Origin of the sequence: Niastella koreensis GR20-10 (genome assembly GCF_000246855.1) — a bacterium.
GTDB classification, from domain to species: domain Bacteria; phylum Bacteroidota; class Bacteroidia; order Chitinophagales; family Chitinophagaceae; genus Niastella; species Niastella koreensis.
On sequence record NC_016609.1, the window covers coordinates 7,018,757 to 7,043,547 of the forward strand.

Annotated in this window: 23 protein-coding genes; 8 read left to right on the forward strand and 15 right to left on the reverse strand. The window is 45.4% G+C overall.

The annotated features are described in order from the left end of the window. Positions 1-56 precede the first annotated feature (56 nt). Positions 57-935, forward strand: a complete 879-nt coding sequence (locus tag NIAKO_RS27680) for a hypothetical protein (protein ID WP_133055307.1) — start codon at positions 57-59, stop codon at positions 933-935. Between the two features lie 139 nt (positions 936-1,074). Here NIAKO_RS27680 and NIAKO_RS27685 read toward each other — a convergent pair whose 3' ends face one another. Continuing rightward, on the reverse strand, positions 1,075-1,716 hold the full coding sequence (locus NIAKO_RS27685) for a polysaccharide deacetylase family protein (RefSeq protein WP_014221765.1): 642 nt from the start codon (positions 1,714-1,716) through the stop codon (positions 1,075-1,077). A 35-nt stretch (positions 1,717-1,751) separates the two neighbouring features. Next, on the reverse strand, positions 1,752-2,687 hold the full coding sequence (locus NIAKO_RS27690; RefSeq protein ID WP_014221766.1) for an ARPP-1 family domain-containing protein: 936 nt from the start codon (positions 2,685-2,687) through the stop codon (positions 1,752-1,754). Between the two features lie 268 nt (positions 2,688-2,955). On the opposite strand from NIAKO_RS27690, the gene gltX reads away from it, so the two are divergent. Beyond that, positions 2,956-4,491, forward strand: coding sequence for a glutamate--tRNA ligase (gltX, locus tag NIAKO_RS27695; RefSeq protein ID WP_014221767.1), 1,536 nt, complete (start codon positions 2,956-2,958; stop codon positions 4,489-4,491). 91 nt (positions 4,492-4,582) lie between these two features. Further along, complete coding sequence (locus NIAKO_RS27700) at positions 4,583-4,942, forward strand: four helix bundle protein (RefSeq protein WP_014221768.1); 360 nt, start codon at positions 4,583-4,585, stop codon at positions 4,940-4,942. 57 nt (positions 4,943-4,999) lie between these two features. Here NIAKO_RS27700 and NIAKO_RS27705 read toward each other — a convergent pair whose 3' ends face one another. Further along, on the reverse strand, positions 5,000-5,419 hold the full coding sequence (locus NIAKO_RS27705) for a cobalamin B12-binding domain-containing protein (protein ID WP_014221769.1): 420 nt from the start codon (positions 5,417-5,419) through the stop codon (positions 5,000-5,002). A gap of 93 nt (positions 5,420-5,512) precedes the next feature. On the opposite strand from NIAKO_RS27705, the gene NIAKO_RS27710 reads away from it, so the two are divergent. The 3 genes from NIAKO_RS27710 (at position 5,513) to fumC (ending at position 9,200) form a co-directional block, all read left to right on the forward strand. Then, positions 5,513-6,289 carry an enoyl-CoA hydratase/isomerase family protein gene (locus NIAKO_RS27710; protein WP_014221770.1) on the forward strand — a complete coding sequence of 259 codons (777 nt, stop codon included), beginning with the start codon at positions 5,513-5,515 and terminating at the stop codon, positions 6,287-6,289. 334 nt (positions 6,290-6,623) lie between these two features. Then, complete coding sequence (locus tag NIAKO_RS27715) at positions 6,624-7,637, forward strand: LacI family DNA-binding transcriptional regulator (RefSeq protein ID WP_014221771.1); 1,014 nt, start codon at positions 6,624-6,626, stop codon at positions 7,635-7,637. A gap of 165 nt (positions 7,638-7,802) precedes the next feature. Continuing rightward, complete coding sequence (gene fumC, locus NIAKO_RS27720; RefSeq protein WP_014221772.1) at positions 7,803-9,200, forward strand: class II fumarate hydratase; 1,398 nt, start codon at positions 7,803-7,805, stop codon at positions 9,198-9,200. Between the two features lie 186 nt (positions 9,201-9,386). On the opposite strand, the gene NIAKO_RS27725 is transcribed toward fumC, so the two are convergent. The 7 genes from NIAKO_RS27725 to NIAKO_RS27755 form a co-directional block, all read right to left on the reverse strand. Beyond that, positions 9,387-10,073, reverse strand: a complete 687-nt coding sequence (locus NIAKO_RS27725; RefSeq protein WP_014221773.1) for a lipoprotein signal peptidase — start codon at positions 10,071-10,073, stop codon at positions 9,387-9,389. Between the two features lie 197 nt (positions 10,074-10,270). Beyond that, positions 10,271-12,763 (reverse strand): bifunctional UDP-N-acetylmuramoyl-tripeptide:D-alanyl-D-alanine ligase/alanine racemase, encoded by a 2,493-nt coding sequence (locus NIAKO_RS27730; protein WP_242675477.1) that lies wholly within the window; start codon positions 12,761-12,763, stop codon positions 10,271-10,273. A gap of 13 nt (positions 12,764-12,776) precedes the next feature. Beyond that, positions 12,777-13,748 (reverse strand): TerC/Alx family metal homeostasis membrane protein, encoded by a 972-nt coding sequence (locus NIAKO_RS27735; protein WP_014221775.1) that lies wholly within the window; start codon positions 13,746-13,748, stop codon positions 12,777-12,779. A gap of 161 nt (positions 13,749-13,909) precedes the next feature. Further along, positions 13,910-15,619 (reverse strand): gliding motility-associated ABC transporter substrate-binding protein GldG, encoded by a 1,710-nt coding sequence (gene gldG, locus NIAKO_RS27740; protein ID WP_014221776.1) that lies wholly within the window; start codon positions 15,617-15,619, stop codon positions 13,910-13,912. A 14-nt stretch (positions 15,620-15,633) separates the two neighbouring features. Continuing rightward, positions 15,634-16,359 carry a gliding motility-associated ABC transporter permease subunit GldF gene (gene gldF / locus NIAKO_RS27745; protein WP_014221777.1) on the reverse strand — a complete coding sequence of 242 codons (726 nt, stop codon included), beginning with the start codon at positions 16,357-16,359 and terminating at the stop codon, positions 15,634-15,636. Between the two features lie 613 nt (positions 16,360-16,972). Continuing rightward, positions 16,973-17,305, reverse strand: coding sequence for a HesB/IscA family protein (locus NIAKO_RS27750; RefSeq protein WP_014221778.1), 333 nt, complete (start codon positions 17,303-17,305; stop codon positions 16,973-16,975). Positions 17,306-17,467: 162 nt separating this feature from the next. Then, entirely contained in the window at positions 17,468-18,634 is a 1,167-nt protein-coding gene (locus NIAKO_RS27755) for an IscS subfamily cysteine desulfurase (protein ID WP_014221779.1), read from the reverse strand. A gap of 199 nt (positions 18,635-18,833) precedes the next feature. Between NIAKO_RS27755 and mce the strand changes: the two genes are divergently transcribed. Then, positions 18,834-19,238 carry a methylmalonyl-CoA epimerase gene (mce, locus tag NIAKO_RS27760; protein ID WP_014221780.1) on the forward strand — a complete coding sequence of 135 codons (405 nt, stop codon included), beginning with the start codon at positions 18,834-18,836 and terminating at the stop codon, positions 19,236-19,238. A gap of 76 nt (positions 19,239-19,314) precedes the next feature. Here mce and NIAKO_RS27765 read toward each other — a convergent pair whose 3' ends face one another. From NIAKO_RS27765 to NIAKO_RS27785, 5 genes are all read right to left on the reverse strand, one after another. Further along, positions 19,315-19,929 (reverse strand): MarR family winged helix-turn-helix transcriptional regulator, encoded by a 615-nt coding sequence (locus NIAKO_RS27765; RefSeq protein ID WP_014221781.1) that lies wholly within the window; start codon positions 19,927-19,929, stop codon positions 19,315-19,317. Positions 19,930-20,136: 207 nt separating this feature from the next. Then, complete coding sequence (locus NIAKO_RS27770) at positions 20,137-21,099, reverse strand: T9SS type A sorting domain-containing protein (RefSeq protein ID WP_014221782.1); 963 nt, start codon at positions 21,097-21,099, stop codon at positions 20,137-20,139. Positions 21,100-21,637: 538 nt separating this feature from the next. Further along, on the reverse strand, positions 21,638-22,372 hold the full coding sequence (locus tag NIAKO_RS27775) for a ribonuclease III family protein (RefSeq protein WP_107685633.1): 735 nt from the start codon (positions 22,370-22,372) through the stop codon (positions 21,638-21,640). 109 nt (positions 22,373-22,481) lie between these two features. After that, positions 22,482-23,735 carry a beta-ketoacyl-ACP synthase II gene (gene fabF, locus NIAKO_RS27780; protein WP_014221784.1) on the reverse strand — a complete coding sequence of 418 codons (1,254 nt, stop codon included), beginning with the start codon at positions 23,733-23,735 and terminating at the stop codon, positions 22,482-22,484. 109 nt (positions 23,736-23,844) lie between these two features. Next, a complete protein-coding gene (locus tag NIAKO_RS27785) occupies positions 23,845-24,084 on the reverse strand; it encodes an acyl carrier protein (protein ID WP_014221785.1) in 240 nt (79 codons plus the stop codon). 261 nt (positions 24,085-24,345) lie between these two features. On the opposite strand from NIAKO_RS27785, the gene NIAKO_RS27790 reads away from it, so the two are divergent. Continuing rightward, positions 24,346-24,774, forward strand: coding sequence for a GNAT family N-acetyltransferase (locus NIAKO_RS27790; RefSeq protein WP_014221786.1), 429 nt, complete (start codon positions 24,346-24,348; stop codon positions 24,772-24,774). Positions 24,775-24,791: the final 17 nt, after the last annotated feature.

Below are 24,791 nucleotides of genomic sequence, written 5' to 3' on the forward strand. Positions count from 1 at the left end.
TGATTCTCTTAAACTATTTCTACCCACCTTCGTCATAGACCGCAATGGGTTATCGTATGAAAACTATATTGACAACTGTTTTGGTGACCGGGCTTTTTTTGTCGGCCTGTAAAAAACAAGACGATGAATCCGGTACTACCGGCAAAGAAGAATTTGCAATGGCTGCTTCAGAGTCCGACGCTACCGCCGAAGAGGTGTTTGATGATGTATTTAATAATGTGATGGGCGTAAGCCCTGAGGTTGGTATTGGCGGCACCGGTGTTTTTGGCCGCATGGATGTAAGCAGCGGAAGACTGGAAGGCGTTGATTCAACACCTTGTTACACGGTGGCTGTCAAGCAATTAAGCAGCGCTACGCGCTTCCCATTACAAATAACCGTCGACTTTGGCAGCGGCTGTACGGCTAAAGATGGCAGAACCCGTGCGGGTAAGATCACGGTTGTTTATACCGGCAGCCTGGTTATTTCGGGCAATTCTGCCACCACTGTTTTCGACAACTACTATCTCGATAATATTAAAGTAGAAGGTACACATAAGCTTTCCAATACGGGAACACTCACGCAAAAAAGCTATACTACGCAGGTTATCAATGCTAAACTGAGTCAATCGAACGGCAATTACATTCAGTGGAGCAGCGAAAAAACGGTAACGCAGGTAGAAGGCGGGTCAACTCCCCTTATTGGTGCTGATGATGCATACAACATAACCGGCAACGCCGGCGGATCGGTTCAATTGAACGGAAAGTATTTTCAGTGGTCAACCGCCATTACAGCCCCCCTCACGAAAAGATTTTCCTGTCCGTGGATTGCGAAAGGAATCATCAGTTTGAGTAAAGGAAATGACGCAGTGGCAGAGCTGGATTATGGTTCCGGGATCTGCGATAATAAGGGTTCTTTCACGGTAAATGGCTCGATCCACGAAATTACTTTGCATTAATCAAAAAAGTTTATACCTTTAATTCAGTTTTCATAGGGTACGGATTAAAAACGGGCCAGGGTGTCTACCCAGGCCCAACTTTTTTTAAGGACATACTGACGCAAAGTCCTGGTTTTCCCACCAGCATTTATCCCATTTTTTACAGCCCTATGGCTTCAAAACGGTATCCCTTTTCACTAAAATATTGCAACGTTTTTGGTAGTGCTTCTTTTAACCGGGGGAAGGCTTTCTCACTGTCGTGAAATACGACTACTGAACCGGGTTGGGCCTGCTTAATTACATTTACCGAACAGGTTTCTCCGGTTAAGGCAACATCAAAGTCACCACTGAGAACATCCCACATGATTATACTGAAATTATTATTCACAGGGGAGTTACGGATACCCGTTAACAGCTTTACCTGAAAGCGGGTGATCCTTCCGTATGGAGGTCGAAACAGGTTGGAGTCGATATATTTTCCTGCAGCCAGAATATTTTGAAGATACAATTCATCAGTAACCTTCCAGCCATTCAAATGATTATTGGTATGGTTACCGGTACGATGCCCTTCATCCAGCACCCGTCTATAGATCTCCGGGTGTGCGGCAACGTTCTTACCTATGCAAAAAAAGGTAGCCTTTGCATGGTATTGTTTTAGTTGATCAAGTACAAAGGGAGTTACTTCCGGGTGAGGGCCATCGTCAAAAGTGAGATACAAAATTTTTTCTTTGACGGGTATGTCCCAAACACAACTCGGATAAAGCTTTTTCAGCCACCAGGGAGTTTTTACAAAATAAAACATGCTAGTCCTTTCCTCTGCAACAAAAATAATTGAAATTACTGTGCGTAACCGGTAATGTGCACCACTTTCTCCTTGTACTTATACACCTTGCCATTTTTTTTAAGATATGCTTCCTGCGAACTTTCATTGGCAAGTATAGGGTCCAGGTATTCTTTTATTTTCTCATTGCCGACGGTTGGCGTACTGCCAAACGAAATTGCTTCTTCAATATATCCGTGTAACAGCGGCAGCAGCTCGCCATAAAATAAATTATTACCTGCGTATATATCTGTTCCAATTACCTTATCGCCGCTCATACACACAAAACCAATGATAGAACTATCGCTTCTGCTGAGTTTTTCCCTGAAGTAACGTAAATAAGCATCCTGTTCGGGTGTATATTTTTTATCGTTACGCCGGGCCAGGTAGGCGAGTGAAGGGGCTTTGGTTTTACTGCGCTCCAGTTGCGCAAACACTTCCTTCCATACCAGCACCTGGTTATTTGTTTGCCCCAGCACTTTTCGCAGGGCAGGATCGGCATAGTTGTTATAAGCAAACTTTTTTTCTTTATCGCTCCACCGGCCTTCTTCCACACACATTACGGAGATGTATTGGTCTTTGGGCGAAGGCGGTAATACGGTATCCTTGGCCACCATCCTGTCCTGCCGGCCACCGAGAATAATTTCCCCTGAGCTTATATAGATCGGTTTGGGACCATTATTATTAATTCGTAACCAATGCACATTTTCTGTGGCAGCGGAACCGCGTTCCGTAACTATGGCCGTTCCACTGGCAATGGCCTGGCTCAAAGAAACCACATCGGGCGTCGGCATGCCTAATCCACCAAAACCCTTCGGCCTGATGGGAATGACCTTTAAATTTTTGTACGTTACGGCGCTGTCATAATCCACATACAGATTCTGATAGGTTAACTGGGCCGGAAGTATTTTATATATGAATAGGAAAAGGGGAAGGATCAACTTTTTTAACATACGATAAAGATACAAGGAAAGGCTGCAAGCTGCAAGCCACAAGCTGCAAGCAGAAAGCAAATAAACTTCCGGGTTTTGGCTTTAGGCTTTAGCCTTTAACCTTTAGGCTTTTACCAGTATTCTGCATTCCCCTTTATCACCCCTGTCAACTTTATCAACCCTATCACCCTTTTACTTCTTACCTCAAAAGCTTCACTTTAATCCCTTGTCAACTTGTTAACTCGTCAACCCGTCAACTTTTCAACAACTCAACCTATCTTTGCCCCCTATGTCAAAAAAAGTAAGGGTACGATTCGCGCCCAGTCCAACAGGCGGCCTTCATTTAGGCGGGGTAAGAACGGTTCTATATAATTATCTGTTTGCCCGCCAGCATGGGGGCGATTTTGTGTTGCGTATTGAAGATACCGACCAAAGCCGCTATGTGCCGGGTGCTGAAGAATATATTTATGAGTGTTTAAAATGGTGCGGACTAAACCCTGATGAAAGTCCGCAAGAAGGAGGTCCATTTGCGCCTTATCGCCAAAGCGAGCGCAAAAGCCTGTACCGGCAATATGCTGAATTTTTAGTGCAGGAAGGGAAAGCCTACTATGCCTTCGACCGGCCAGAGGAACTGGAGTCGATGCGCGAACGGTTTAAAACAGCCGAAAATCCTTCTCCTCAATACGATCATAAAGTACGGCAGGATATGCGCAACTCCTGCTCGCTCACATTTGAAGAAACCCAGCGGTTGCTGGCAGATGGCGTTCCTCACGTGATCCGCATTCGCATGCCGGAAAATGAAACGGTGTCCTTTACCGATATGATCAGAGGTGAAGTAAGCTTTCATACCGGGCTGGTGGATGATAAAGTATTATTAAAAGCCGATGGTATGCCTACCTATCACCTGGCGGTGGTGGTAGACGATTACCTCATGAAAATAACCCATGCCTTCAGAGGGGAAGAATGGCTGCCCAGCGCACCTGTACATATCTTATTATGGAAGTACCTGGGCTGGGAAGCAGACATGCCTCAATGGGCGCACCTGCCATTGATCCTGAAACCCGATGGCAATGGTAAACTGAGTAAACGCGATGGCGACAGACTGGGCTTCCCCGTATTTGCCATGAACTGGACCACCAAAAAAGAAGATGGCACAACGGAGTTAACAAAGGGCTTTCGTGAAATGGGCTTTTTGCCCGAAGCCTTTATCAATATGCTGGCCATGCTGGGCTGGAACGATGGTACCGACCAGGAAATATTCACGCTCGATGAACTGGTTCAAAAGTTCTCTATCGATCGCGTGCATAAAGGCGGCGCCAAGTTCGATTTTGAAAAAGCGAAATGGTTCAACCATGAATGGATCAAGAAGGCAGATGCAGGCAGCCTGAAAGCTGATGTAAGAAGAATTCTTGGCGAGAATGACATGTCGAACATCGACGATACCCAACTGGAAAAAGTAATTACCCTGGTAAAAGAACGCTGCACCTTGCTTACTGATTTTACCGGGCAGGCAGGCTTTTTTTTCCAAACACCGAAGCATTGGGATGTTGATGCCATAAAACCCAAGTGGAACGAAGCCAAGCAAACTTTCTTTGGCGATGTTATCAATTATCTGCAGCAACAAACCAACTGGAATGGCGCCGACCTGGAACACGGGTTTAAAGAACTGGCCACCGCCAAACAAATAAAAGCAGGGGAGGTATTGTTGCCTTTACGTATAATGCTCGTAGGAGGCAAGTTTGGTCCGGGGGTGTTTGATATAGCGGCTATTATTGGTAAGGAAGAGACTATTGGTAGAATTAAGAAAGTGCTGGAGTTATTGTAGTAAATTGGTTTAAAGCTGCAAGCCTAAAGGCGAAAGTTAAAAGCCTAAAGCAAATACAGCTACTGTTACTAATCATTAAACCTACGCTTCAATGAGAAACTTTAGGGAACTAAAGATTTGGCAAAATGGCATTCGAATAGCCATTAAAACCTACCGTGTTACTGCAACGTTTCCAAATGAAGATAAATATGCTATTGTTCAACAGATGAACAGAGCGGGAGTATCGATTGCTTCTAATATTGCAGAGGGATGCAGTAGGAAAAGTGAAAAAGATTACTCCCGCTTTTTAGAAATAGCCCTGGGCTCTACATATGAATTAGAAACCCAGGTAATTATAGCCGAACAACTTAAAAAAGGAAATCAGCAATTACTGCAAGAGTTAAAAACTGCCTTAATAGAAGAACAAAAAATGATTACCAAATTTCAACAAACGGTATTAAACTTCAAATAGCGCCTCTTTACTCGCTTTAGACTTTCACCTTTAGGCTTTTACCCTGCAGCATTAGTATCAAAAGCTCCTATGCGTAGCCACCCACTCCCCTATATAACTAGCTATCTCCACAGTCGGCGTCCCTGGTGCAAACAACTTCCCTACGCCCATGGCATTTAACTCCAGCATATCTTCTTCGGGAATAATGCCACCGCCGGTAAGCAGTACATCATCCATTCCTTTTTCTTTCATCAGGGCCACCACTTTGGGAAAAACGGTCATGTGTGCGCCAGACAGGATGCTGATCCCAATAGCATCCACATCTTCCTGCAACGCGGCATTCACTACCATTTCAGGCGTTTGCCTGAGGCCGGTATAAATCACCTCCATCCCTGCATCGCGCAGGGCTGTGGCAATTACCTTGGCGCCCCGGTCGTGCCCATCGAGCCCAACTTTGGCAACCAGTACCCGTAACGGGCGATTCACTTTTTGAGTCATGCAAGCAACATTTAAGTGTTCAAAAATACGTTAAAACGCCTCATTAAGTTTAGATTTACAACTGATAGTATTGTATACATTAAAACCTGTAACATGTATTCTGCCATAACTACATCGATTGAAAATGCCATCCTGCTCATTACCATCAACCGGCCCGATAAACTGAATGCACTGAATAAAACCGTGCTCGATGAATTAAATACAGCCGTTGATGAAATTTATAATAACTCAGTTATAAAGTCTGCCATCATTATTGGAGCCGGGGCCAAAGCATTTGTAGCCGGCGCCGATATCAGCGAATTCCAGGGATTGAAACACAGCGAAGGAATGGCCCTTGCACAAAAAGGCCAGCACATCTTTAAAAAAATTGAAGACTCACCCAAACCCATCATTGCCGCAGTAAATGGTTTTGCCCTTGGTGGTGGTTGCGAACTGGCTATGGCCTGTCATTTCAGAATAGCGGCCGACAATGCGAAATTTGGTCAGCCCGAAGTAAACCTGGGTTTAATACCTGGTTATGGTGGCACCCAACGGTTAACACAACTCATTGGCAAAGGAAGAGCCATTGAATTTATGATTACCGGCAATATGCTCGATGCGGTTACAGCTCATCAATACGGACTGGTAAATTATGTAGTACCGCAGGAAGAACTGCTGAATAAAGCCAAATCAATATTAGAGCTGGTAAACACCAAAGCACCCCTGGCCGTTGGCCGTTGTATAAAAGCAGCCAATGCGGTTTTCGATCATACCAAAGATGGCTTTGCAGAAGAAGTAAAACTCTTTGGCGAATGTTTTGCCACGGAAGATATGGTTGAAGGAACCAGCGCGTTTTTGGAGAAGCGTAAACCTGATTTCCAGGGCAAATAGAGCCATAAGCTGTAAGCTATAAGCCATAAGCCACTACAGCCCTGTATTGCTTACAGCTTATAGCTTAAGGCTTACAGCTTGCATTTTCCGCAAATAGAGCCATAAGCTGTAAGCTATAAGCCATAAGCCACTACAGCCCTGTATTGCTTACAGCTTATAGCTTAAGGCTTACAGCTTGCATTTTCCGCAAATAGAGCCATAAGCTGTAAGCTATAAGCCATAAGCCACTACAGCCTTGTATTGCTTACAGCTTATAGCTTAAGGCTTACAGCTTGCATTTTCCGCAAACGTTTGCTTATATATTTTCCATTCACATTATATATCTTTCAGCAGCATGGAAAAGAAACTCCCTACAATAAAAGAGATTGCCCGCCGGTTGAACATATCTGCTTCTACTGTTTCCCGTGCGTTGCACGATCACCCCAGTATTGGCCTGCGTACAAAAATGGCCGTGAAAAAACTGGCTGCTGAACTAAACTACGAACCCAATCAAACCGCTATCTTCTTCAAACAGCGGAAAACATTCACCATCGGATTGGTACTGCCCAACCTGCGGGAAGAATTTTTTTCTGCCGCCATCAATGGCATTGAAGATGTAGCGCTCGATCATAATTACATTGTACTGATAGGCCAGAGCCACGACGATCTGGCCCGTGAACAAAAACTGGTGGAAACCATGAAGAACCACCGGGTTGATGGGATCCTGGCCTCTATTTCCAGCAGCACTACGCACATTGAGCATTTTGAGCAAATGAAGAATTACGATATCCCCGTGGTGTTCTTTGACCGGGTGCCCGATGCCAAAGACATTCATTCGGTAAGCTGTAACCTGTACGACAGCTCGGTGGAAGCGGTAGAATGGCTCATCAATAACGGACATAAACGCATTGGCTATCTGCAGGGCCCGCCAACCCTCAATATGAAGAACGAACGGCTGGATGGCTACGTGGAAGCCCACAAAAAGCACAAATTGCCTGTAGATGAATCTTTGATCGTAAGCACCGATTTAACGGTTGAGGGCACCAGGCAGGCTGTAGATGCGTTACTACAGCTTAAAAAGCGACCTACCGCCATTCTTTCCTTTAACGACTATGTTACCCTCGACGCCATCCAATACGCGCGGCAGAAAAAACTGGCCATTAACAAAGACATCTGTTTCGTAAGCTACGCCAACGTGCCGGTTACCCAGTACGTGGAATACCCCCCGCTGGCCTCGGTAGAGCAATTCCCCTACGACCAGGGCTTGAGCGCCACCGAGCTCCTGTTCCGCCTTATCGACAAAAAAGTAGCCGGGCAGGAGGTTCCTTACGAGAATATCGTATTAAGAAGCGAATTGATAATAAGATAACGTTCCAGGTTTCAGGTTACAGGCCACCGGCTTATGTCCCTGAAACCTGCAACATTAACCTGCAACAGCCGCATTAACAAACTGTAAACCATTCCCAAACGCAAAGCCCCTTAAACCTTGCACATTCTACCCTAAACCGTGTATTTTTGCGGCAAATTTTACAATATGGAATTCCGGATAGAAAAAGATACCATGGGCGAAGTGCAGGTTCCTGCCGATGCCCTGTATGGTGCCCAAACGCAGCGCAGTATTGACAACTTCAAAATTGCCCAGGATATTAATAAAATGCCTAAAGAGATCATTAAGGCATTTGCATACCTGAAAAAAGCGGCCGCTATCACCAATTTCGAAGCAGGTGTTCTACCCAAAGATAAATGCGAGGTTATCGGCCAGGCCTGTGATGAAATTCTGGAAGGAAAACTGGATGCCTATTTCCCACTGGTAGTTTGGCAAACCGGTTCCGGCACTCAAAGCAACATGAACGTAAATGAGGTGGTTGCTTACCGCGGACATATTATCAAAGGCGGCAAACTCACCGATAAGGAAAAGTTTCTGCACCCCAACGACGATGTAAACAAATCACAATCGTCTAACGACACCTTCCCCACCGCCATGCACATTGCGGCGTATAAAATACTGGTAGAAGTTACCATTCCGGGTATTGAAAAGTTACGTAACACCCTGGCTGAAAAAAGCAAACAGTTCATGCAAGTGGTAAAGATCGGCCGTACGCACTTTATGGATGCTACTCCGCTTACTGTTGGCCAGGAGTTCAGTGGTTATGTATCACAACTCGATCATGGTTTGCGCGCTATTAAAAACACCCTGGCGCACCTGAGCGAGCTGGCATTGGGTGGAACCGCTGTTGGTACCGGTATCAACACCCCGCCTAATTATTCTGAAAATGTAGCCAAACACATTGCGGCCTTAACCGGGCTGCCATTTGTTACGGCTGAAAATAAATTCGAGGCCCTGGCTGCGCACGATGCTATCGTGGAAGCCCATGGCGCGTTAAAAACGGTGGCGGTTAGCCTTATGAAAATAGCCAACGACATTCGTATGCTGTCTTCAGGCCCCCGCAGTGGTATTGGCGAACTGTTTATCCCCGATAACGAACCAGGTTCTTCTATCATGCCTGGTAAAGTAAACCCCACCCAGTGCGAAGCATTGACCATGATCGCTGCACAGGTAATGGGTAACGATGTAGCTATCAGCATCGGCGGCGCCAATGGCCATTTTGAACTGAACGTGTTCAAACCCGTAATGATCTACAACTTCCTGCACAGCGCCCGCCTTATTGGTGATGGTTGCGTAAGCTTTAACGATAAATGCGCTGTTGGGGTTGAACCCATCGAAGCCAATATCAAAAAGCACGTTGACAACTCCCTGATGCTGGTAACTTCGCTGAATACCAAAATCGGTTATTACAAAGCTGCAGAGATTGCGCAAAAAGCCCACAAAGAAGGTACTACCTTAAAAGAAATGGCCGTGAAGCTGGGCTATGTTACCCCCGAGCAATTCGACGAATGGGTTGTTCCGAAGGATATGGTGGGGAAAATATAATTATTTTCAACTTACATATAAGGCAAAAGGCTGTCGTTTATTCGATGGCCTTTTGTTTTGGGCTCAAAGCCTAAAGCTGAAAGCAGAAAACTGTATTGGCTTTTGGCTTTAAGCTTTCACCCATAAAAAAATGCCGAAGCATTTCTACTTCGACATTCAATATTTAAAATTCGATATTCAATATTCTTACTGTCCGCTGTAAACCTTCACCGTATCCTTTAACTGGTCATCACTTTGAATGGAAACCGGCGCATCTTCTAACGGGCTCTTTTTGAAAAATCTTTTCTGGAAGATCAGGATGGCAATAACACCAACCGAGATAGAAGCATCGGCCAGGTTAAAAATTGGCGAGAAGAAAGTAAAACGTTCACCACCCCAGAACGGGATCCAGCTGGGTAATACCTTGTTGTCGATGATGGGAGCATAGATCATGTCAACCACTTTACCATGCAGGAAACCGGCATAGCCGCCACCGGATGGGAACATATGGGCCAACCCTGAACCATCATTACTGCCAGAGAAGATCATTCCATAGAACATACTATCTATCAGGTTACCCAGGGCGCCGGCAAAGATCATGGCCACGCAAAGGATAAATCCACGATGGTATTTCTTTTGTACAATACTCTTGATGTAATACACGCCAAAGATCACGGCAATCAGTCGAAAAACGGTAAGGGCAATTTTACCCCAGTCTCCACCAAATTTCCAGCCCCAGGCCATACCTTCATTTTCGATAAAATACAATCGCAATGTTCTGCCCAGCAGGAAAATCTGTTCTCCATATGTCATGCTGGTCTTCACCCATATTTTTAAAGCCTGATCGGCGATAATTATTCCCAGTATTACCAGGGCAACTGTTCTGATCTTCACTATGCTAATTTTTAGTTTCCAAAGATAAGGTTTTCTTAGTTTCGGGTTCCTAGTTCCGGGTTCACAGTTATCTGTACCGGTGCCGGTTTCTGACCAATGGTCTTTATTCTATGTAACTGGAAGCGCGCACTTTAGACTTTGGTAACCGTTCCGAACCTTGAACGCTGACTGTGAACTCTGAACTGTGAACTTGTGAACTATTCCTCGAAATACACTCTTTTCACCCGTTGCGAAACGGTGGCAAGCAGTTCATATGGAATGGTTTGCGCCCAATGAGCTACTTGTTTCACGGGCAAATCGGTGCCAAAAATTATCACCTCGTCCCCCTCCTGAACATGGGAAATATCAGTAATATCAATCATGGTCATATCCATGCATACCGTGCCGATAACCGGCGCCAGGTGACCATTGATAAACATTTTACCAGCCCCGTTCCCCAGCTTGCGCGGATACCCGTCTGCATATCCGATGCGTACCGTGGCAATACGTGTATCCCTGGTTACCACGCCTTTACGGCCATAGCTCACCGTTTCTCCTTCCTTCAGCTCCTTGATCTGTGCAATGGTAGATTTCAGGGTAGAAACCTCCCGCAGATCGAGCCCGCCTTCCCCAAAACTATCACCGCCATACAGGCCTATGCCCAACCGCACCATGTCAAGATGCCATTGCGGATGACGAATAATACCGGCCGTATTCACCACATGTTTTATAAAGGGGTATGAAAGAACCGACTGTAACTGCTGCACCATTTGCAGGTACAATTCACCCTGCCGGTTGGTATACGCATCCTGTTGCGGGTCTTCGCTCGACGCCAGGTGCGTAAATACCGACTGCACTTTAAACAACGGCGTGCGCAGTGAATTTATTACCAGCGGTAATTCCGTCATGGAAAAGCCCAACCGGTTCATTCCCGTTTCCAATTCTATATGTACAGGGAACTGCTGAATGCCCTGTTTTTTAACAAAATCTTCAAATAAAGATAAAATGCCGGGTGCATACAGATCGGGCTCCAGGTTGTATTGCACCAGCACATCAAAGGTCGACTCCTCGGGGTTCATGACCATGATGGGCAAATTGATGCCGGCCTTGCGCAACTCCACGCCCTCATCGGCATAGGCCACCGCCAGGTAATCTACACGATGAAACTGTAAAGCATTGGCTATTTCATAACTGCCGCTGCCATACGAAAAAGCTTTCACCATGGCCATAATTCGCGTAGCCGGTTGTAAGCGTTGCTGAAACTGCTTCAGGTTATGGGCTACGGCAGTGAGATCGATCTCCAGCACCGTTTGGTGCACCTTCTGTTGCAGCAGGCGGTCAACCTGTTCCAGTTCAAAAATGCGGGCGCCCTTTAACAGAATAACTTCATCCTTAAAGGGAATATGATGCAGCTCTTTTATAAAAGCGTCTACCGACGAATAAAACGCCAGGTCGGGAATACCAGCCGATTGAAAGATCTGCTGGTGATGGGTAATGCGCTCCCCTATTCCAATAAGGCGGTTTACCTGCCGCTGTTGCAGCAAACGGGCCACCTCGGCATACAGGTCTTTTTCTGACCGGCCGCTTTGTAAAATATCCGAAAGTATTACGGTTCGCCTCCCATGCTGTTGCTGCTGACTTAAAAAATCAAGGGCAATGGTAAACGAGCTGAGGTCCGAACTGTAACTATCGTTGATGATGGAGCAGTTGTTCAATCCTTTTTTCAGCTCCAGCCGCATGGCCACCGGCCCCAGCTGCTGCATTTGCCTGGTTATTTCTTCCTGCGGTACCTGCAGGTGCAACAATACGCACCAGCACTGAATGGCGTTCTCCACCGATGCATTATCGGTAAAGGGAATCACAATGCTGATCTCCTGTTGCTGGTAAGTAGCCGTAATAGTGGTGGTGTTATCTTCTTTATAAACCTGCCGAATGTGCAGCATGGCTTCGCTCATCATGCTCCAGCTAAAGATCTCAAAGCGTTTGTTGTTGGGTATTTGTTGCCATAAGGCGGCTACCCCGCTGTTTATTTCAGGATCGTCCTGGCAATAAATAAGTGTTTGTACATGCCTGAACAATTGCAGCTTTTCATTTACCTTCTGCCGCACATTTACAAACCCCTCACTGTGCGCCTCGCCCACATTGGTAAAAATGCCAATGGTGGGTTGAATGATCTTTTGCAGTTGTTCCATTTCACCGGGTTGCGAAATACCAGCTTCAAAAATGGCCAGTTCGTGTGTCTCGTTCAACGGCCAAACGCTTAAAGGCACGCCTATTTGTGAGTTGTAACTTTTGGGACTGCGAATAATGGTGAACCGGTCATCGAGCAACTGGTTCAGCCATTCCTTTACAATGGTTTTTCCATTACTACCGGTAATGCCTATTACCGGCAGGCTGAATTGTTTGCGGTGCCAGGCCACCAGGTTTTGCAGCGCGCGCAAAGGATCGTCAACCAGTACAATGTTGGCCTCAGCCAGTTTGCTAAGGTCTACGATTTCGCTCACCACAAAATTGCGAACACCCTTTTCATACAACTGGTAAATAAAGGAATGCCCGTCGCGGCGCGGCCCTTTCAGGGCAAAGAACAGGGAGGTTTGTGGGAAGATGAGTTTACGGCTGTCGATGAGCAGTTGTTCAATCAACGAATTATCGTGCTGAACAAGCCACTTCCCTTTGATGATGGAAGCAATATTGTCAATAAAGTATTTCACCCGGTTAATTTGATCAGTGAATTTCCCGGTCTGCACCGGCATCGTTATCCTTGTTTTCCTGGGTACGATTGCTTACGGCTACAGAATATACCATAGAGGCGGCGATGCAGACAACGATCACCAGCAGGGAAACATACACCGGGATCTCGATATGAAAATATTCTATCAGCATCTTCACCCCTATAAATACGAGTACAATGGCAATACCCTGTTGCAAATTGCCGAATTTATTGGCAGCGCCTTTCAACAAAAAGAAAAGGGAACGTAAACCAAGTACGGCAAATATGTTGGAGGTATATATTACCAGCGGATCTTTTGGTGCAATGGCAAACACTGCCGGAATGGAGTCCAGTGCAAAAACAATGTCGGTGGTAGCCAGCATAATTACCACCACAAATAAACTTGTGTAGAATTTTTTGCCGTTCACCGTTATTTTCCACTTTCCATCACCATCACTGGGGGTTAAAGGCAACGCACGCTGCAGTAACTTATACACCCGGTTTTTCTCCAGGTCACCGGCTTCTTCCTCGTGATTGGTGCGGAACATGGTGATGCCCGTGTATACCAGGATAGCGCCGAAGATGTACAGGATCCATTGGAATTGTTGTACCAATCCTATGCCTATTGCAATAAAGATAATTCTGAAGAGGATGGCCATCAGGATACCAATGAGCAGTACCCGGGCATAGAATTTCTCCTTTACTTTAAAAAAGCCAAAGATGAGAATGAACACAAAGATATTATCTATACTCAGCGACCACTCCATTAAATAAGCGCTCAGGTATTTAATTGCTGTTTCATGACCGTTCTCATACCAGAGAAAACCAAAAAAAACCAATGCCAGCGATACCCAGAAGGTAGTCTGCCACAATGCTTTTTTAATTGTAATATGAGAACCCTTTTTACTTAGTAATCCCAGGTCAAACGCCAATGCCAGTACCAATAAACTGCCAAATGCTATAATCGTGATCTGATCAGTGGTCATGTCTAAATTAAATGGTGGCAAAGATAGGTCTTAGTTACCGGATAGCCGTTCTCACTTACAGGATTCAGTGAATCACAACATCCATCAGTTACCAACAATAGGCCAAAAGCTCAAAGCCTGAAGCCTAAAGCTAATTCAGTTGGCACTTTCGCCTTTGGGCTTTAGGCTTTTACCTGGTATTTTCTCTTTCTTACGGCCTGATATACAGCACCAAACAGCAATACCAAAATAACCGGAACGGCAATATTCATCAACTGCCATTGCATGCGGTCTTCTTCTGTTTTTTTAGTGTCCAGCAAGCGAAGGGCAAAGTCTTTTCCCCGGGTTTCGAGTATTCCTGATGAATCGGTAAGGTATTGTACGCAGTTGAGGAAAAAATCTTTATTGGCGTACTGATTATGGGTAAACTGGTTATAACCCATAGGCAGCGGCCCCTCATTCTGTGTTACTACATTGGCTACAATGTCGGCATCGCTCACCACTATCATTTTACTTTCTTTTTCCGTGGCGGCTCTGAATGGCTGTTTATACATGCCTGCCAGGGTATCCAGTTCACCGGTTGAGAGACGGTTGGTATAAAGGGAAGTGAATCTTCCTTCCAGCAACACCGCAATCGGAATGAACGATTGGTTAAAGGTTTTCAGATCGTCTTCCGTTTTAACACTGTTCAGGGTTACAATGGCCGGGGTGCTGATGATGCGGGAACTTTCTGAAGTTGCCAGCAACACCGTTTTTTTGATGTTATTCTTTATGGTATCGATGGAATTGGGGAAGATGCTTAACACATTATCGAGATTCTTGGCAATGGGATGGCCCGAGTAGCAGGATAAGGTGGGGAAGTAAGGCCAGGCTACCAGTTGCATTTGCGGCTGATTGCCATAACTGCCCACTACCAGTGGTATTTTATCGCATTGAAGGTCCTGCACCAGGTCGCCATTGATACGCACGCCGTATTTAAACAACTGGTCATCGAGGTTCAGGTTGCGGTCGAAGGCTACAAAATCGCTGTGTGAGCGCATAAGGCTGTCCATTTCGGCATATAACCTGTCTATGAGCCATATTACCTTACCGCCATGCATGATGTACTGATCGATCTTCAGTTTTTGTTTATTGTTGAATGGGATAGTTGGTTTTACAATCACCAGCGCATCAAAAACAGGGGGAATAACCGGAACGCTGTCGATTGGCAGAAACCCAAACCGGTATTCTTCACGCAAAGTACCATCTATAAGATCTTTTACATTCTCATTAAACAGTTCGCCATTACCAAGCAGGTAACCAATGGCCGGTACGGTATCGGTGGTGATTTTTTGAATAGAGCGGGCCAGTTTATATTCCAGTAACGCCTCGGCATTGTTCAGCGATTGTACCCCACCCCGCATATCCTGACCCTGCAGCAGGTCAATAGCTACTTCGCGGTCTCTGTATTGAACGAGGGCGCCGGGGTATACCAGGCGTTCTTCCTGCGCCTCGCCAGCCTTCGCTTTTACCTGAATGTTAGTAGGTTTAAGGCCAAGCGTATCTAAATGCGCCTGAAATTTCTGTTTGTCCGCATCGCTCATGCCCTCCCCGGCCTTTTCAAATTTGAATTGAATATTGCTGCCGCCCAGTTCTTTAAACTCCTGCAACATTTCCTTGGTGCTGTTGGAGAGTTTTTTGAACCCGGCCGGCATATCGCCAGTGAGCAGAACGGTAATGGAAACTTTATCGTGTAAGCCTTTAACCAGCTTTTTGGTAGCGGTCGAAAGGGTATATCTTTTTTCCTGAGTAAGGTCAACGCGGGTATGCACTACTGATGCCAGGTAATTGATACCCAGCAGTACGATCAGCAAAAACAACCACCATCCTTTTGAAGCCAGTATTTTGTTCATGGTGTATTTCCGGATTATCGTTTCAACAAATTGCGATTGGTAAAGATCAAAAAGAACAGAATGATGCTGAGAAAATAAATGAGGTCGCGGCTGTCGACCACGCCCCTGCTTACGCTGCGGTAATGAAAGTCGATGCCCAGCATTTCAACGTAATAATCGGCCCCTGCCTGTAATGCCGGTATGCGGCTGATGGCATTGAACCCGCTGTACAGCACAAAACAAAGGAAGGCGCCTGCAATAAAGGCCACCACCGCATTATTCGTAAAACTACTACAGGCTATACCGATGGCTACAAATACGCCGGCCAGTAAAACCAAACCGATGTATGAACCAATGGTTCCGCCCATATCTATACCACCGCCGGTGGCAGCCAGCTGCTGTACACTGATGGGATATATTATGGTGGGGATTAATGCGATTATTACTACGCCCAGCGCGCCGAAATATTTTCCTGAAACCAGTTGCCAGCGGCTAAGCGGCTTGGTTTGCAATATTTCAAAGGTGCCGCCTTTGAACTCATCGGCAAAACTGCGCATGGTAATCGCTGGTATCAGCAATAACAATATCCAGGGAGCCAGTTCAAAAAATTTGTCAAGGGTGGCAAACCCAAAATCAAGGATATTGGTATCGGGAAATACAAACAGGAATAACCCATTCAATAATAAGAATACAACGATGGCAATATAGCCTGTAAGGCTACTGAAAAACTGCCGGAACTCTTTTTTACAAACCGACCACATGTGGCGAAAATAAGTGATTATAAGTATATGCAAATAAAAGATGCCGCCCTATGACGCGCGATTCAGCAATTTTATTATATTGCGTGAGTTGTTTTTAACCATCCAATGAAAAATAGATACATCCGGTTACTGTCTATTTCTGTTCAATCATAAAATAGCCGAAACCTACTGCATAAAAAGTCCCCCTGCAAAACGGGGGATTTTTATTTTAGCCCCTACCCCCTAAAGGGGCAATCGGCAATTGAGCCTCGCGATAATTATTCAACCTTTTTCCTGGTCAACTCGTCAACTGGTTAACCTTTATCAACTCTGTCAACCCTATCAACCTCCTGCTTCTTACCTCAATGCCCCAATTTAATCCCCTGTCAACATCAACCCGTCAACTATCAACTCCCAGCCGGTACCACCAATATCCCATACATAACCCGTACATATCTCGTATATAAGCCGTACATGTCTCGTTCCTTTATAGGTACGGAACATCTACGGATTACCTCCGAAATAGGAAGGTAGCAACCAGGGAAAATGGGAGAAACCGGCAGGGAGCAGACACGAAAAAGCCCCCGACTTAATCGGGGGCCAATATGTTGAGGTGCTGTTATTTCAATAGAACCTATACAGAGAAGCTTTCGCCGCAGGCGCAGGTGCGGCTGGCATTGGGGTTGTTGAAGTAAAAGCCTTTACCATTCAACCCTTCCGAAAATTCGAGGGTGGTATTGAACAGGTAGAGGAAGCTCTTCATATCGGTAACCACTTTCAGGCCTTTGTCTTCAAATACCTGGTCACCGGGTTTTGATTGGTTATCAAAATCCATTTTATAGCTAAGACCAGAACAACCGCCCCCAACTACCGATACGCGCAGGAAATAACCCGCGTCGGCGGTTTGGGAAGATTCTTCCATCAGTTTATCTACTTTCTCTTTTGCTTTTTCGCTTACGAATATCATAATCTAATATGCTAATGTGATAATTTGCTAATGTGCTAATGCATGCGTTTTACTAAATATACAACGCTTTTTTTGCTTGTTTGTTTAATAATTCACTAACCTTATTGCCTTTTTTTATTATAACTAATTGTATTTCAATTAGCATATAAGCATATTGGCAAATTAGCAAATTATGTTCAAGGTCCTCAACTGCTCCACCGTCTTCTTCACCCGCTCTATCACATAATCGATCTGCTCTTCGGTAGTATACCGGCCAATGGAAAACCGTAAAGAACTATGGGCCAGGTCATCTTCCACCCCCAGGGCTTTCAGCACGTAACTGGGTTCCATGGAGGCGCTGGTACAAGCTGCGCCGGAAGAGAGGGCGATTTCCTTGTTCAGGCCCATCATCAGCTGGTCGCCATTTACAAAGTTAAACGAAAGATTGGCTACATGGGGCAGGCGGTGCGCCCGGCTGCCGTTTACATAAGTAGCATCCAGTTGCAGCAGGGCATTTTCCAGCTTATTGCGCAGCCGGCTCATGCGCTCACCATCTGCTTCCAGCTGCTGGCGGCAAATGTCGGCTGCTTTGCCAAAACCGGCAATACCGGGTACATTCAGGGTACCACTACGCATGCCTTTTTCGTGACCGCCGCCATCCATTTGGGCGGTGAGGCGTACACGGGGATTCTTACGCCGTACATACAAAGCGCCTACGCCTTTTGGCCCGTATAATTTATGGGCGCTGCAGGCCAGGATGTCGATCTCATCTTTTATTACATCAACCGGTATTTTACCCACTGCCTGCGTGGCATCGGTAAAGAACAATACGCTGTGCTTTTTAGCCAGGGCGCCTATCGCCTTCACGGGCTGAATGGTGCCTGTTTCATTATTCGCGTACATGATAGCGATGAGAATGGTGCGCGGGGTAATGGCGGCTTCCAGTTGCTGCAGATCTATGAGGCCTTCTTTATTTACGGGGAGATACGTTACGGTTCCACCCAATTTTTCTATATGCTTACAGGTATCCAGCACGGCCTTGTGTTCGGTAACGCAGGTAATTATGTGGTTGCCCTTGCCGGCATACATTTCAAACACGCCTTTTATGGCGAGGTTATCGCCTTCGGTAGCGCCCGAGGTAAAGATGATTTCTTTTGGTTCGGCCCCTATTAACCTGGCCACCTGCTCACGGGCATAATCTACCGCTTCTTCTGCCTGCCAGCCAAAGGAATGGCTGCGGCTGGCCGCATTGCCAAACTGTTCGGTGAAATAGGGCAACATCACTTCCATTACCCTTGGGTCGCAGGGCGTGGTAGCGTTGTGATCGAGGTATATGGGGAGGTTTAACATGCGTTGTGTTTCAGTACAAAATTAAGTGGTTTCGGGATTCAGGTTCCAGGTTTCAGGTTCCAGGTTCCAGGACAGGCATGCTGAATAATTGCGGGGTTCACGAATTTCAGAGACCCTGTACCTTGTAACCTGGAACTATTTTAAACACCTCAAAAGCCTTTCCTTTACATTTGTTTCCTGAATAATACAACAACCTGATATGTTGAAAGTTGAACACATTGGCATTGCCGTTCGGGAATTAGGGAATTCGATTCCCCTGTTTGAAAAGCTGCTGAATACTCCCTGTTATAAAACGGAGCAGGTGGAAAGCGAAAAGGTATCTACCGCCTTTTTTAAAACCGGTGATACCAAAATTGAATTGCTGGAAAGCAGCAGCGCCGAAGGCGTGATTGCCCGCTTTATTGATAAAAAGGGCGAGGGCATTCACCACATTGCTTTTGAAGTGGCAGATATTGAGGCAGAAATGAAACGGCTGGTGAGTGAGGGATTTGTATTGTTAAATGAACAACCTAAACGCGGTGCAGACAACAAGTTAGTGTGCTTTTTACACCCAAAGAATACCAATGGCGTGCTGATTGAACTGTGTATGTCAATAGACAATTGACAATTATTCTCTGCTGTCATGAGCTTGCCAATATTCGGTCACTCCGCATTCGCGAGTATTGCATATTGTTTATTGTCTATTGCCTATTGTCTGTTGACTTATGTTCCGGGCATTCAATGCGCAGTTCATCAATGGCCAGTTCTTTTTGCATGAGGTTGCAAAAGTGGTTCTGCTGGCGGTCGCCATTGTAGTAATAACAGTTGTAACACATGCGCTGGGTAGAAATGATGCCGTTTTGATTCAGCCGGAAGATGAGATCGAGCACCGATACCAGGAACTCATTTTTTTGTGGGATGCTCAGGGTGGCAATAGCGCCATCTAACGGTTTGGTAAAGTTCTCGATCATCCCCGTTAGCTTCACGCCCTTATCAGTAAGCGAAAAATTAAAACTGCGGCTATCGAGCATGTCATCTGCTCTTTCGATCAACCCTTTCTGTTCCAGTACTTTTATTGAATCGCTGATGGTGGCCTTGGTCATATTGAACTCACGGGCCATGGAGGCTATGCGGCGTTGCTTATCGGAGTTATGATACTTGATAAAGATCAGCAACTGCATTTGAATAGGACTTAGCTTATGTTCTTTGGCTTCCGTCCATAACAAAACCCTGAAGACTTCAGAAATTTTCTCCAAAGCGGCTACTATCTTGTAGTCTACATTAGTAAGATGACGCTCGGGGTCAAATGCTGACATGGCAATGCTATTCGCTTAAAGATACAATCTTAACCCGATGAATATAATAGTAGAAAGACTAATAATTGATGCTCGTGTATAGAGAATAAACGGAAGAGATTGTAACTGCGTTGGTTACGTTAAAAAAATATTGCCCAAAATAAAAAAAGTTCCCCTGTAGACACAGGGGAACCATTACTGTTTACCTAATATGAGGACCATTTAAACCTACAACGCTATTTTCTTAACCTCGCTCCAGCCTTTACTATCACTTACCCGTACTGCATACACACCGGAGCCGGCACTCATCGCGTCTACGATAAGCCGGTAAGAAGCCTGACTAAATTCCTTACGCACTATAATCTGTCCGCTCATGTTTATCAACTGTATGGAAACGTTATCTTTTACATCGCTGTTAAAGTCGATGGTAATTGTTTTGTTTGAAGAAGCAAAGATGTTTGTAACAGTATTGTTGCCGTTATGAAGGCTGCGAATGGCTGAATACAGGTTTGCGCCATTGGTACTTATCAGTCGTATGCGGTAATACACATCGCCATTTGTACTGCTTTTATCGGCATAACCATAATTGTTAGCCACATCGGTTGTACCTGCGCCGGTTACCTGCGCTATTTGATTCCAGGTGCGGGAATCGGTACTTTTTTCTATAGCATAATAAGCATTGTTCACTTCTGTACTTGTTGACCAGCTTAGCTGGATATTTGTACCCTGCCGGGTTACATAAAACGATTGAAAGTTTGCTGCAAGAACCGTCCAGGGGGCAAAGCCGCCGCCTGTGCCATTATCTGCATATTGAGGGCCGACTACCGGGGGATCTGAGCCATTCCATTTCATATTGGAGCCCAGCTTTATTTGATCACTGTTTCCATTCCCTATTATTATTCCACCGGTTTGTACGTAAATTTTGCTGGCAGCATCCAGGTTTAATTTACCGTTGTTGGAAAGGTCTAACCTTCCCAATACTATAATTACTACATTATTCAAATTGTGATTGCCGGCAAGTGTTACTGTATCACCAGCGTTAATCACTATAGTGTCATTACTTCCCGGCACGCTGTTGGGATTCCAGATTGTATTAGTGTCCCAATCACCATCTGTATTGGAACTTTTCTTACTTGCCATCAGGCTGGTAGCCGACAGCATGATAAATAGGGTTACGAACACGGCTTTCATGGGGTAAACAGTTTAATGCCCTATTGTTTCCAATACACGTACCTGTTTTTTCCGGCACGGGCGAAAAACATGCAAAAAGCGATACCGGGATTGGGTATTCTTTTTTACATCTTATTGATTGTCATATGTTATTTTTCGTTTCCCACATTCTCTAAAAAAACCATATTTCCTACCGGTGAATACTAGCCCAGTACGCGAAATATTTCCCATACATGGAATAAAAGTACAATAAGTGGAATTGTTTAGGGCGAGGTAAAGGGTTTTGGTGGTGGCGCTAAAGGTTAAGTGGAGTATTTAGCAGGGTAAATGGGTAGTTATTTAGTTGACCGGTTGACAGGTTAACATGTTGACAAGGGATTAAAGTGAAGCTTTTGGTGGTAAGAAGGTAGAGGTTGACGGAGTTGATGGCGTTGACAGGGTTGATAAAGGATGAATACGATGTGGGAAGCAGGATGAGAAAGCCCCAAAATGCGACAAGTTGAGTAATAGCGCGAGGTTGCAATTCACCCCCTCCACCGGAGGGGGATGGGGGGAGGCTTTAGTCTTCTTCCGGCTCTACCTGCTTATTCAGGCCTAATTTATCAATAGCGATAGCGGCGGCTATCTGGGAGGCGTCTTTTTTATTGTAGGCTTTGCCTTCGGCGAGGAGCTCGCCATCTACTACGGCGCCAATGGTAAACAGGCGGCGGCCGCCTTCAATGCGTTCGTCGAGGGTCTCAAATTCGAGGTTCTTACCATTTTTATTGGCCCAGCCGTAGAGTTTATTCTTATGGTTGATTTCGAGAAGTTCCAGGTCTTCCATGTACAAATGGGGAATGATGATGCATTCAAATACCCATACTTTGGTTTTATCGAATCCCCGGTCAAGATAAATGGCGCCCACCACCGCTTCGAGGGTGTTACCAAAAATCTGGCTCATTTTAAGGGAATTGTCGAACTTATTAAAGAAGGTGATCTTTTTTAAACCCATTTTGATGGCAATCTCATTGAGTTTATTCCGGTTCACCATTTTGGACCGCATTTCGGTAAGGAAACCTTCTTCTTTGTAGGGATATTTTTTAAAAAGAAAATCGGCTACGATCCCACTGAGAATAGCATCTCCGAGGTACTCGAGCCGTTCATTATTTTCATCGGCACTATCCCTTACCGACCTATGGGTAAGGGCAGCCTTATATAATGCGAGCTTGCCCGGGGTAAAACCCAGTACATTGCGCAGATTCTTTTTAAAAGAAAGATTCTCTTCTTTGCCTAAAAAGCGGTCCAGGATTCCCACAATTGTCAATCTACTAATTTTTCATTAAGCCAAAAAATCATTAATAGGGCCGGACTCCGCAACCATCAAAAAATATTCAATAGTACCTCAACAACTCTACGCGTAAAAACTACGCTTCAAACTTTTTCACGATTACGCAGGCGTTATGGCCTCCAAACCCAAATGTATTACTTAAAGCGGCACGTACCGTGCGCTTCTGGGCTTTTTCAAAGGTGAAATTTAATCGCGAATCAAGCTCAGGGTCGTCGGTAAAGTGGTTAATAGTAGGCGGCACAATATCGTGCACTACAGCCTGAATACAGGCTATTGCTTCTATAACCCCGGCGGCGCCCAAACAGTGACCCGTCATGGATTTTGTAGAACTGATGTTTACTTTAAAGGCATGTTCACCAAAAACATCGGTGATCGCTTTTATTTCTGCAATATCGCCCAGCGGGGTTGAAGTTCCATGGGTATTGACATAATCAATATCCTCGGCTTTCATGCCGGCGTCTTCAAAAGCAACCAACATTACGTTTTTAGCGCCCAGTCCTTCAGGATGCGGGGCAGTAATATGATGCGCATCGGCAGTAGCTCCGCAACCAGCAATTTCGCAATAAATTTTAGCTCCACGTTTTAAAGCGTGTTCCAGTTCCTCCACTACCAGTACCCCTGAGCCTTCCCCCATAACAAAACCATCACGGTCTTTGTCGTACGGGCGGCTGGCGGTTTTAGGATCGTCGTTGCGCTCGCTCAGGGCTTTCATGGCATTGAAACCACCCACCCCGGCTTCGCTGATAACATTTTCAGCGCCACCGGTTAAGATGATATCTGCCTTACCTAACCTGATGAGGTTAAACGCATCCATAATGGCGTTGGTAGAAGAAGCACAGGCACTAACTACCGCAAAATTGGGACCACGAAAACCATGTCGCATGGAGATATGACCAGCTGCAATATCCAGGATCATCTTGGGGATGAAGAAAGGATTGAAGCGCGGGGTGCCATCGCCTTTGGCGAAGTTCGTCACTTCTTCCTGGAACGTTATAAGACCTCCGATTCCGCTGGCGAATACAACCCCTACCCGGTCAACGTTGACATTATCTTTATTAATGCCGGCGTCGGTCACTGCCTGGTCACTGGCGATTATGGCAGTTTGGGTAAAACGGTCTATTCTTTTGATTTCCTTGCGGTCGAGGTAATTCAACGGGTCGAAATTCTTTAACTCGCAGGCAAAGCGTGTTTTGAATTTGGAGGCATCAAACTGGGTAATAAAATCGGCACCGGATACTCCATTAATGAGTCCGTTCCAATATTCTTCTAAATTATTTCCGATAGGTGTAAGAGCACCAATACCGGTCACAACAACTCGTTTCAATTGCATAGCTCTTGCCAGAGGGAGTTTTTAAGTAAGAAATCCGCTTTCGCAGCATGCGCCCAGCTATCGAAAGCGGATTTAATTTATTGCACCTGATCTACAATATTCAATTTACTTAGACCTTAGCATGCTCTTCTAAGTAAGCTACAGCCTGGCCAACAGTGGTAATTGTTTCAGCCTGTTCATCAGGGATGGAAATATTGAACTCCTTTTCAAATTCCATAATAAGTTCCACGGTGTCGAGAGAATCGGCACCTAAATCATTGGTGAAAGAAGCCTCATTGGTAACCTCTGCTTCTTCTACACCAAGCTTATCAACAATGATCTTTTTAACTCTTGTTGCGATGTCTGACATTTTTGTAAAGTTTAGTTACGGCTGCAAAAATATAGATTTTGGAATAATGACAATAAAAGGCTGGTTTTTAATTAATCTTGTTAATATTTTGTGATTTACCGGTTTTGTAGTAAAATCCGCCCCCCTTTCCAGCCACCGGGGGCCACCATAAACGGGATATTGGCAGGTTTATGCTATAAAGGCCCTTTTATTTTTCATTCAAGGAATGGGGCTGGTATACGGTAAATCCTTATATTGCAGCGCACTACCCAATTAGTCGGCATGGCTTTAAAAATAATAGATCACGGTTCCCGGGAGTACCAGCAAATGGTTCAACTGCGTAATGAAATCCTGCGCAGACCGCTGGGTTTACAATTTACCCCCGAAGAACTGGAAAAAGAAAAAGAGGAGATTTTGATCGGCGCCTTTGAAGAAGAAAAGATGCTGGGTTGCTGTATGCTTATAATGGAGGGCCCCAACTCCGTTCGTTTGCGCCAGATGGCCGTTCTTAATAACCTGCAGGGTAAAGGTATTGGCCGGGCCCTGATGCAGTTTGCCGAAAACATCGCCCGCGACCGCGGTTTCCTGAAAATAACCATGCATGCCCGCAAAACAGCCGTAGGTTTTTACGAAAAGCTCGGTTACCGCATAAGCGGGCAGGAATTTGAAGAGGTTACTATCCCGCACTATGTTATGGAGAAGATGCTCTGAGCGATCCCCTCCCAGGA

What these genes read in the sequence shown, in the direction of transcription:
- NIAKO_RS27680 (WP_133055307.1), top strand. Translation starts at nt 57, where the DNA reads ATGAAAACTATATTGACAACTGTTTTGGTGACCGGGCTTTTTTTGTCG.
- NIAKO_RS27685 (WP_014221765.1), bottom strand. Translation starts at nt 1,716, where the DNA reads ATGTTTTATTTTGTAAAAACTCCCTGGTGGCTGAAAAAGCTTTATCCG.
- NIAKO_RS27690 (WP_014221766.1), bottom strand. Translation starts at nt 2,687, where the DNA reads ATGTTAAAAAAGTTGATCCTTCCCCTTTTCCTATTCATATATAAAATA.
- gltX (WP_014221767.1), top strand. Translation starts at nt 2,956, where the DNA reads ATGTCAAAAAAAGTAAGGGTACGATTCGCGCCCAGTCCAACAGGCGGC.
- NIAKO_RS27700 (WP_014221768.1), top strand. Translation starts at nt 4,583, where the DNA reads ATGAGAAACTTTAGGGAACTAAAGATTTGGCAAAATGGCATTCGAATA.
- NIAKO_RS27705 (WP_014221769.1), bottom strand. Translation starts at nt 5,419, where the DNA reads ATGACTCAAAAAGTGAATCGCCCGTTACGGGTACTGGTTGCCAAAGTT.
- NIAKO_RS27710 (WP_014221770.1), top strand. Translation starts at nt 5,513, where the DNA reads ATGTATTCTGCCATAACTACATCGATTGAAAATGCCATCCTGCTCATT.
- NIAKO_RS27715 (WP_014221771.1), top strand. Translation starts at nt 6,624, where the DNA reads ATGGAAAAGAAACTCCCTACAATAAAAGAGATTGCCCGCCGGTTGAAC.
- fumC (WP_014221772.1), top strand. Translation starts at nt 7,803, where the DNA reads ATGGAATTCCGGATAGAAAAAGATACCATGGGCGAAGTGCAGGTTCCT.
- NIAKO_RS27735 (WP_014221775.1), bottom strand. Translation starts at nt 13,748, where the DNA reads ATGACCACTGATCAGATCACGATTATAGCATTTGGCAGTTTATTGGTA.
- gldG (WP_014221776.1), bottom strand. Translation starts at nt 15,619, where the DNA reads ATGAACAAAATACTGGCTTCAAAAGGATGGTGGTTGTTTTTGCTGATC.
- gldF (WP_014221777.1), bottom strand. Translation starts at nt 16,359, where the DNA reads ATGTGGTCGGTTTGTAAAAAAGAGTTCCGGCAGTTTTTCAGTAGCCTT.
- NIAKO_RS27750 (WP_014221778.1), bottom strand. Translation starts at nt 17,305, where the DNA reads ATGATATTCGTAAGCGAAAAAGCAAAAGAGAAAGTAGATAAACTGATG.
- NIAKO_RS27755 (WP_014221779.1), bottom strand. Translation starts at nt 18,634, where the DNA reads ATGTTAAACCTCCCCATATACCTCGATCACAACGCTACCACGCCCTGC.
- mce (WP_014221780.1), top strand. Translation starts at nt 18,834, where the DNA reads ATGTTGAAAGTTGAACACATTGGCATTGCCGTTCGGGAATTAGGGAAT.
- NIAKO_RS27765 (WP_014221781.1), bottom strand. Translation starts at nt 19,929, where the DNA reads ATGTCAGCATTTGACCCCGAGCGTCATCTTACTAATGTAGACTACAAG.
- NIAKO_RS27770 (WP_014221782.1), bottom strand. Translation starts at nt 21,099, where the DNA reads ATGAAAGCCGTGTTCGTAACCCTATTTATCATGCTGTCGGCTACCAGC.
- fabF (WP_014221784.1), bottom strand. Translation starts at nt 23,735, where the DNA reads ATGCAATTGAAACGAGTTGTTGTGACCGGTATTGGTGCTCTTACACCT.
- NIAKO_RS27785 (WP_014221785.1), bottom strand. Translation starts at nt 24,084, where the DNA reads ATGTCAGACATCGCAACAAGAGTTAAAAAGATCATTGTTGATAAGCTT.
- NIAKO_RS27790 (WP_014221786.1), top strand. Translation starts at nt 24,346, where the DNA reads ATGGCTTTAAAAATAATAGATCACGGTTCCCGGGAGTACCAGCAAATG.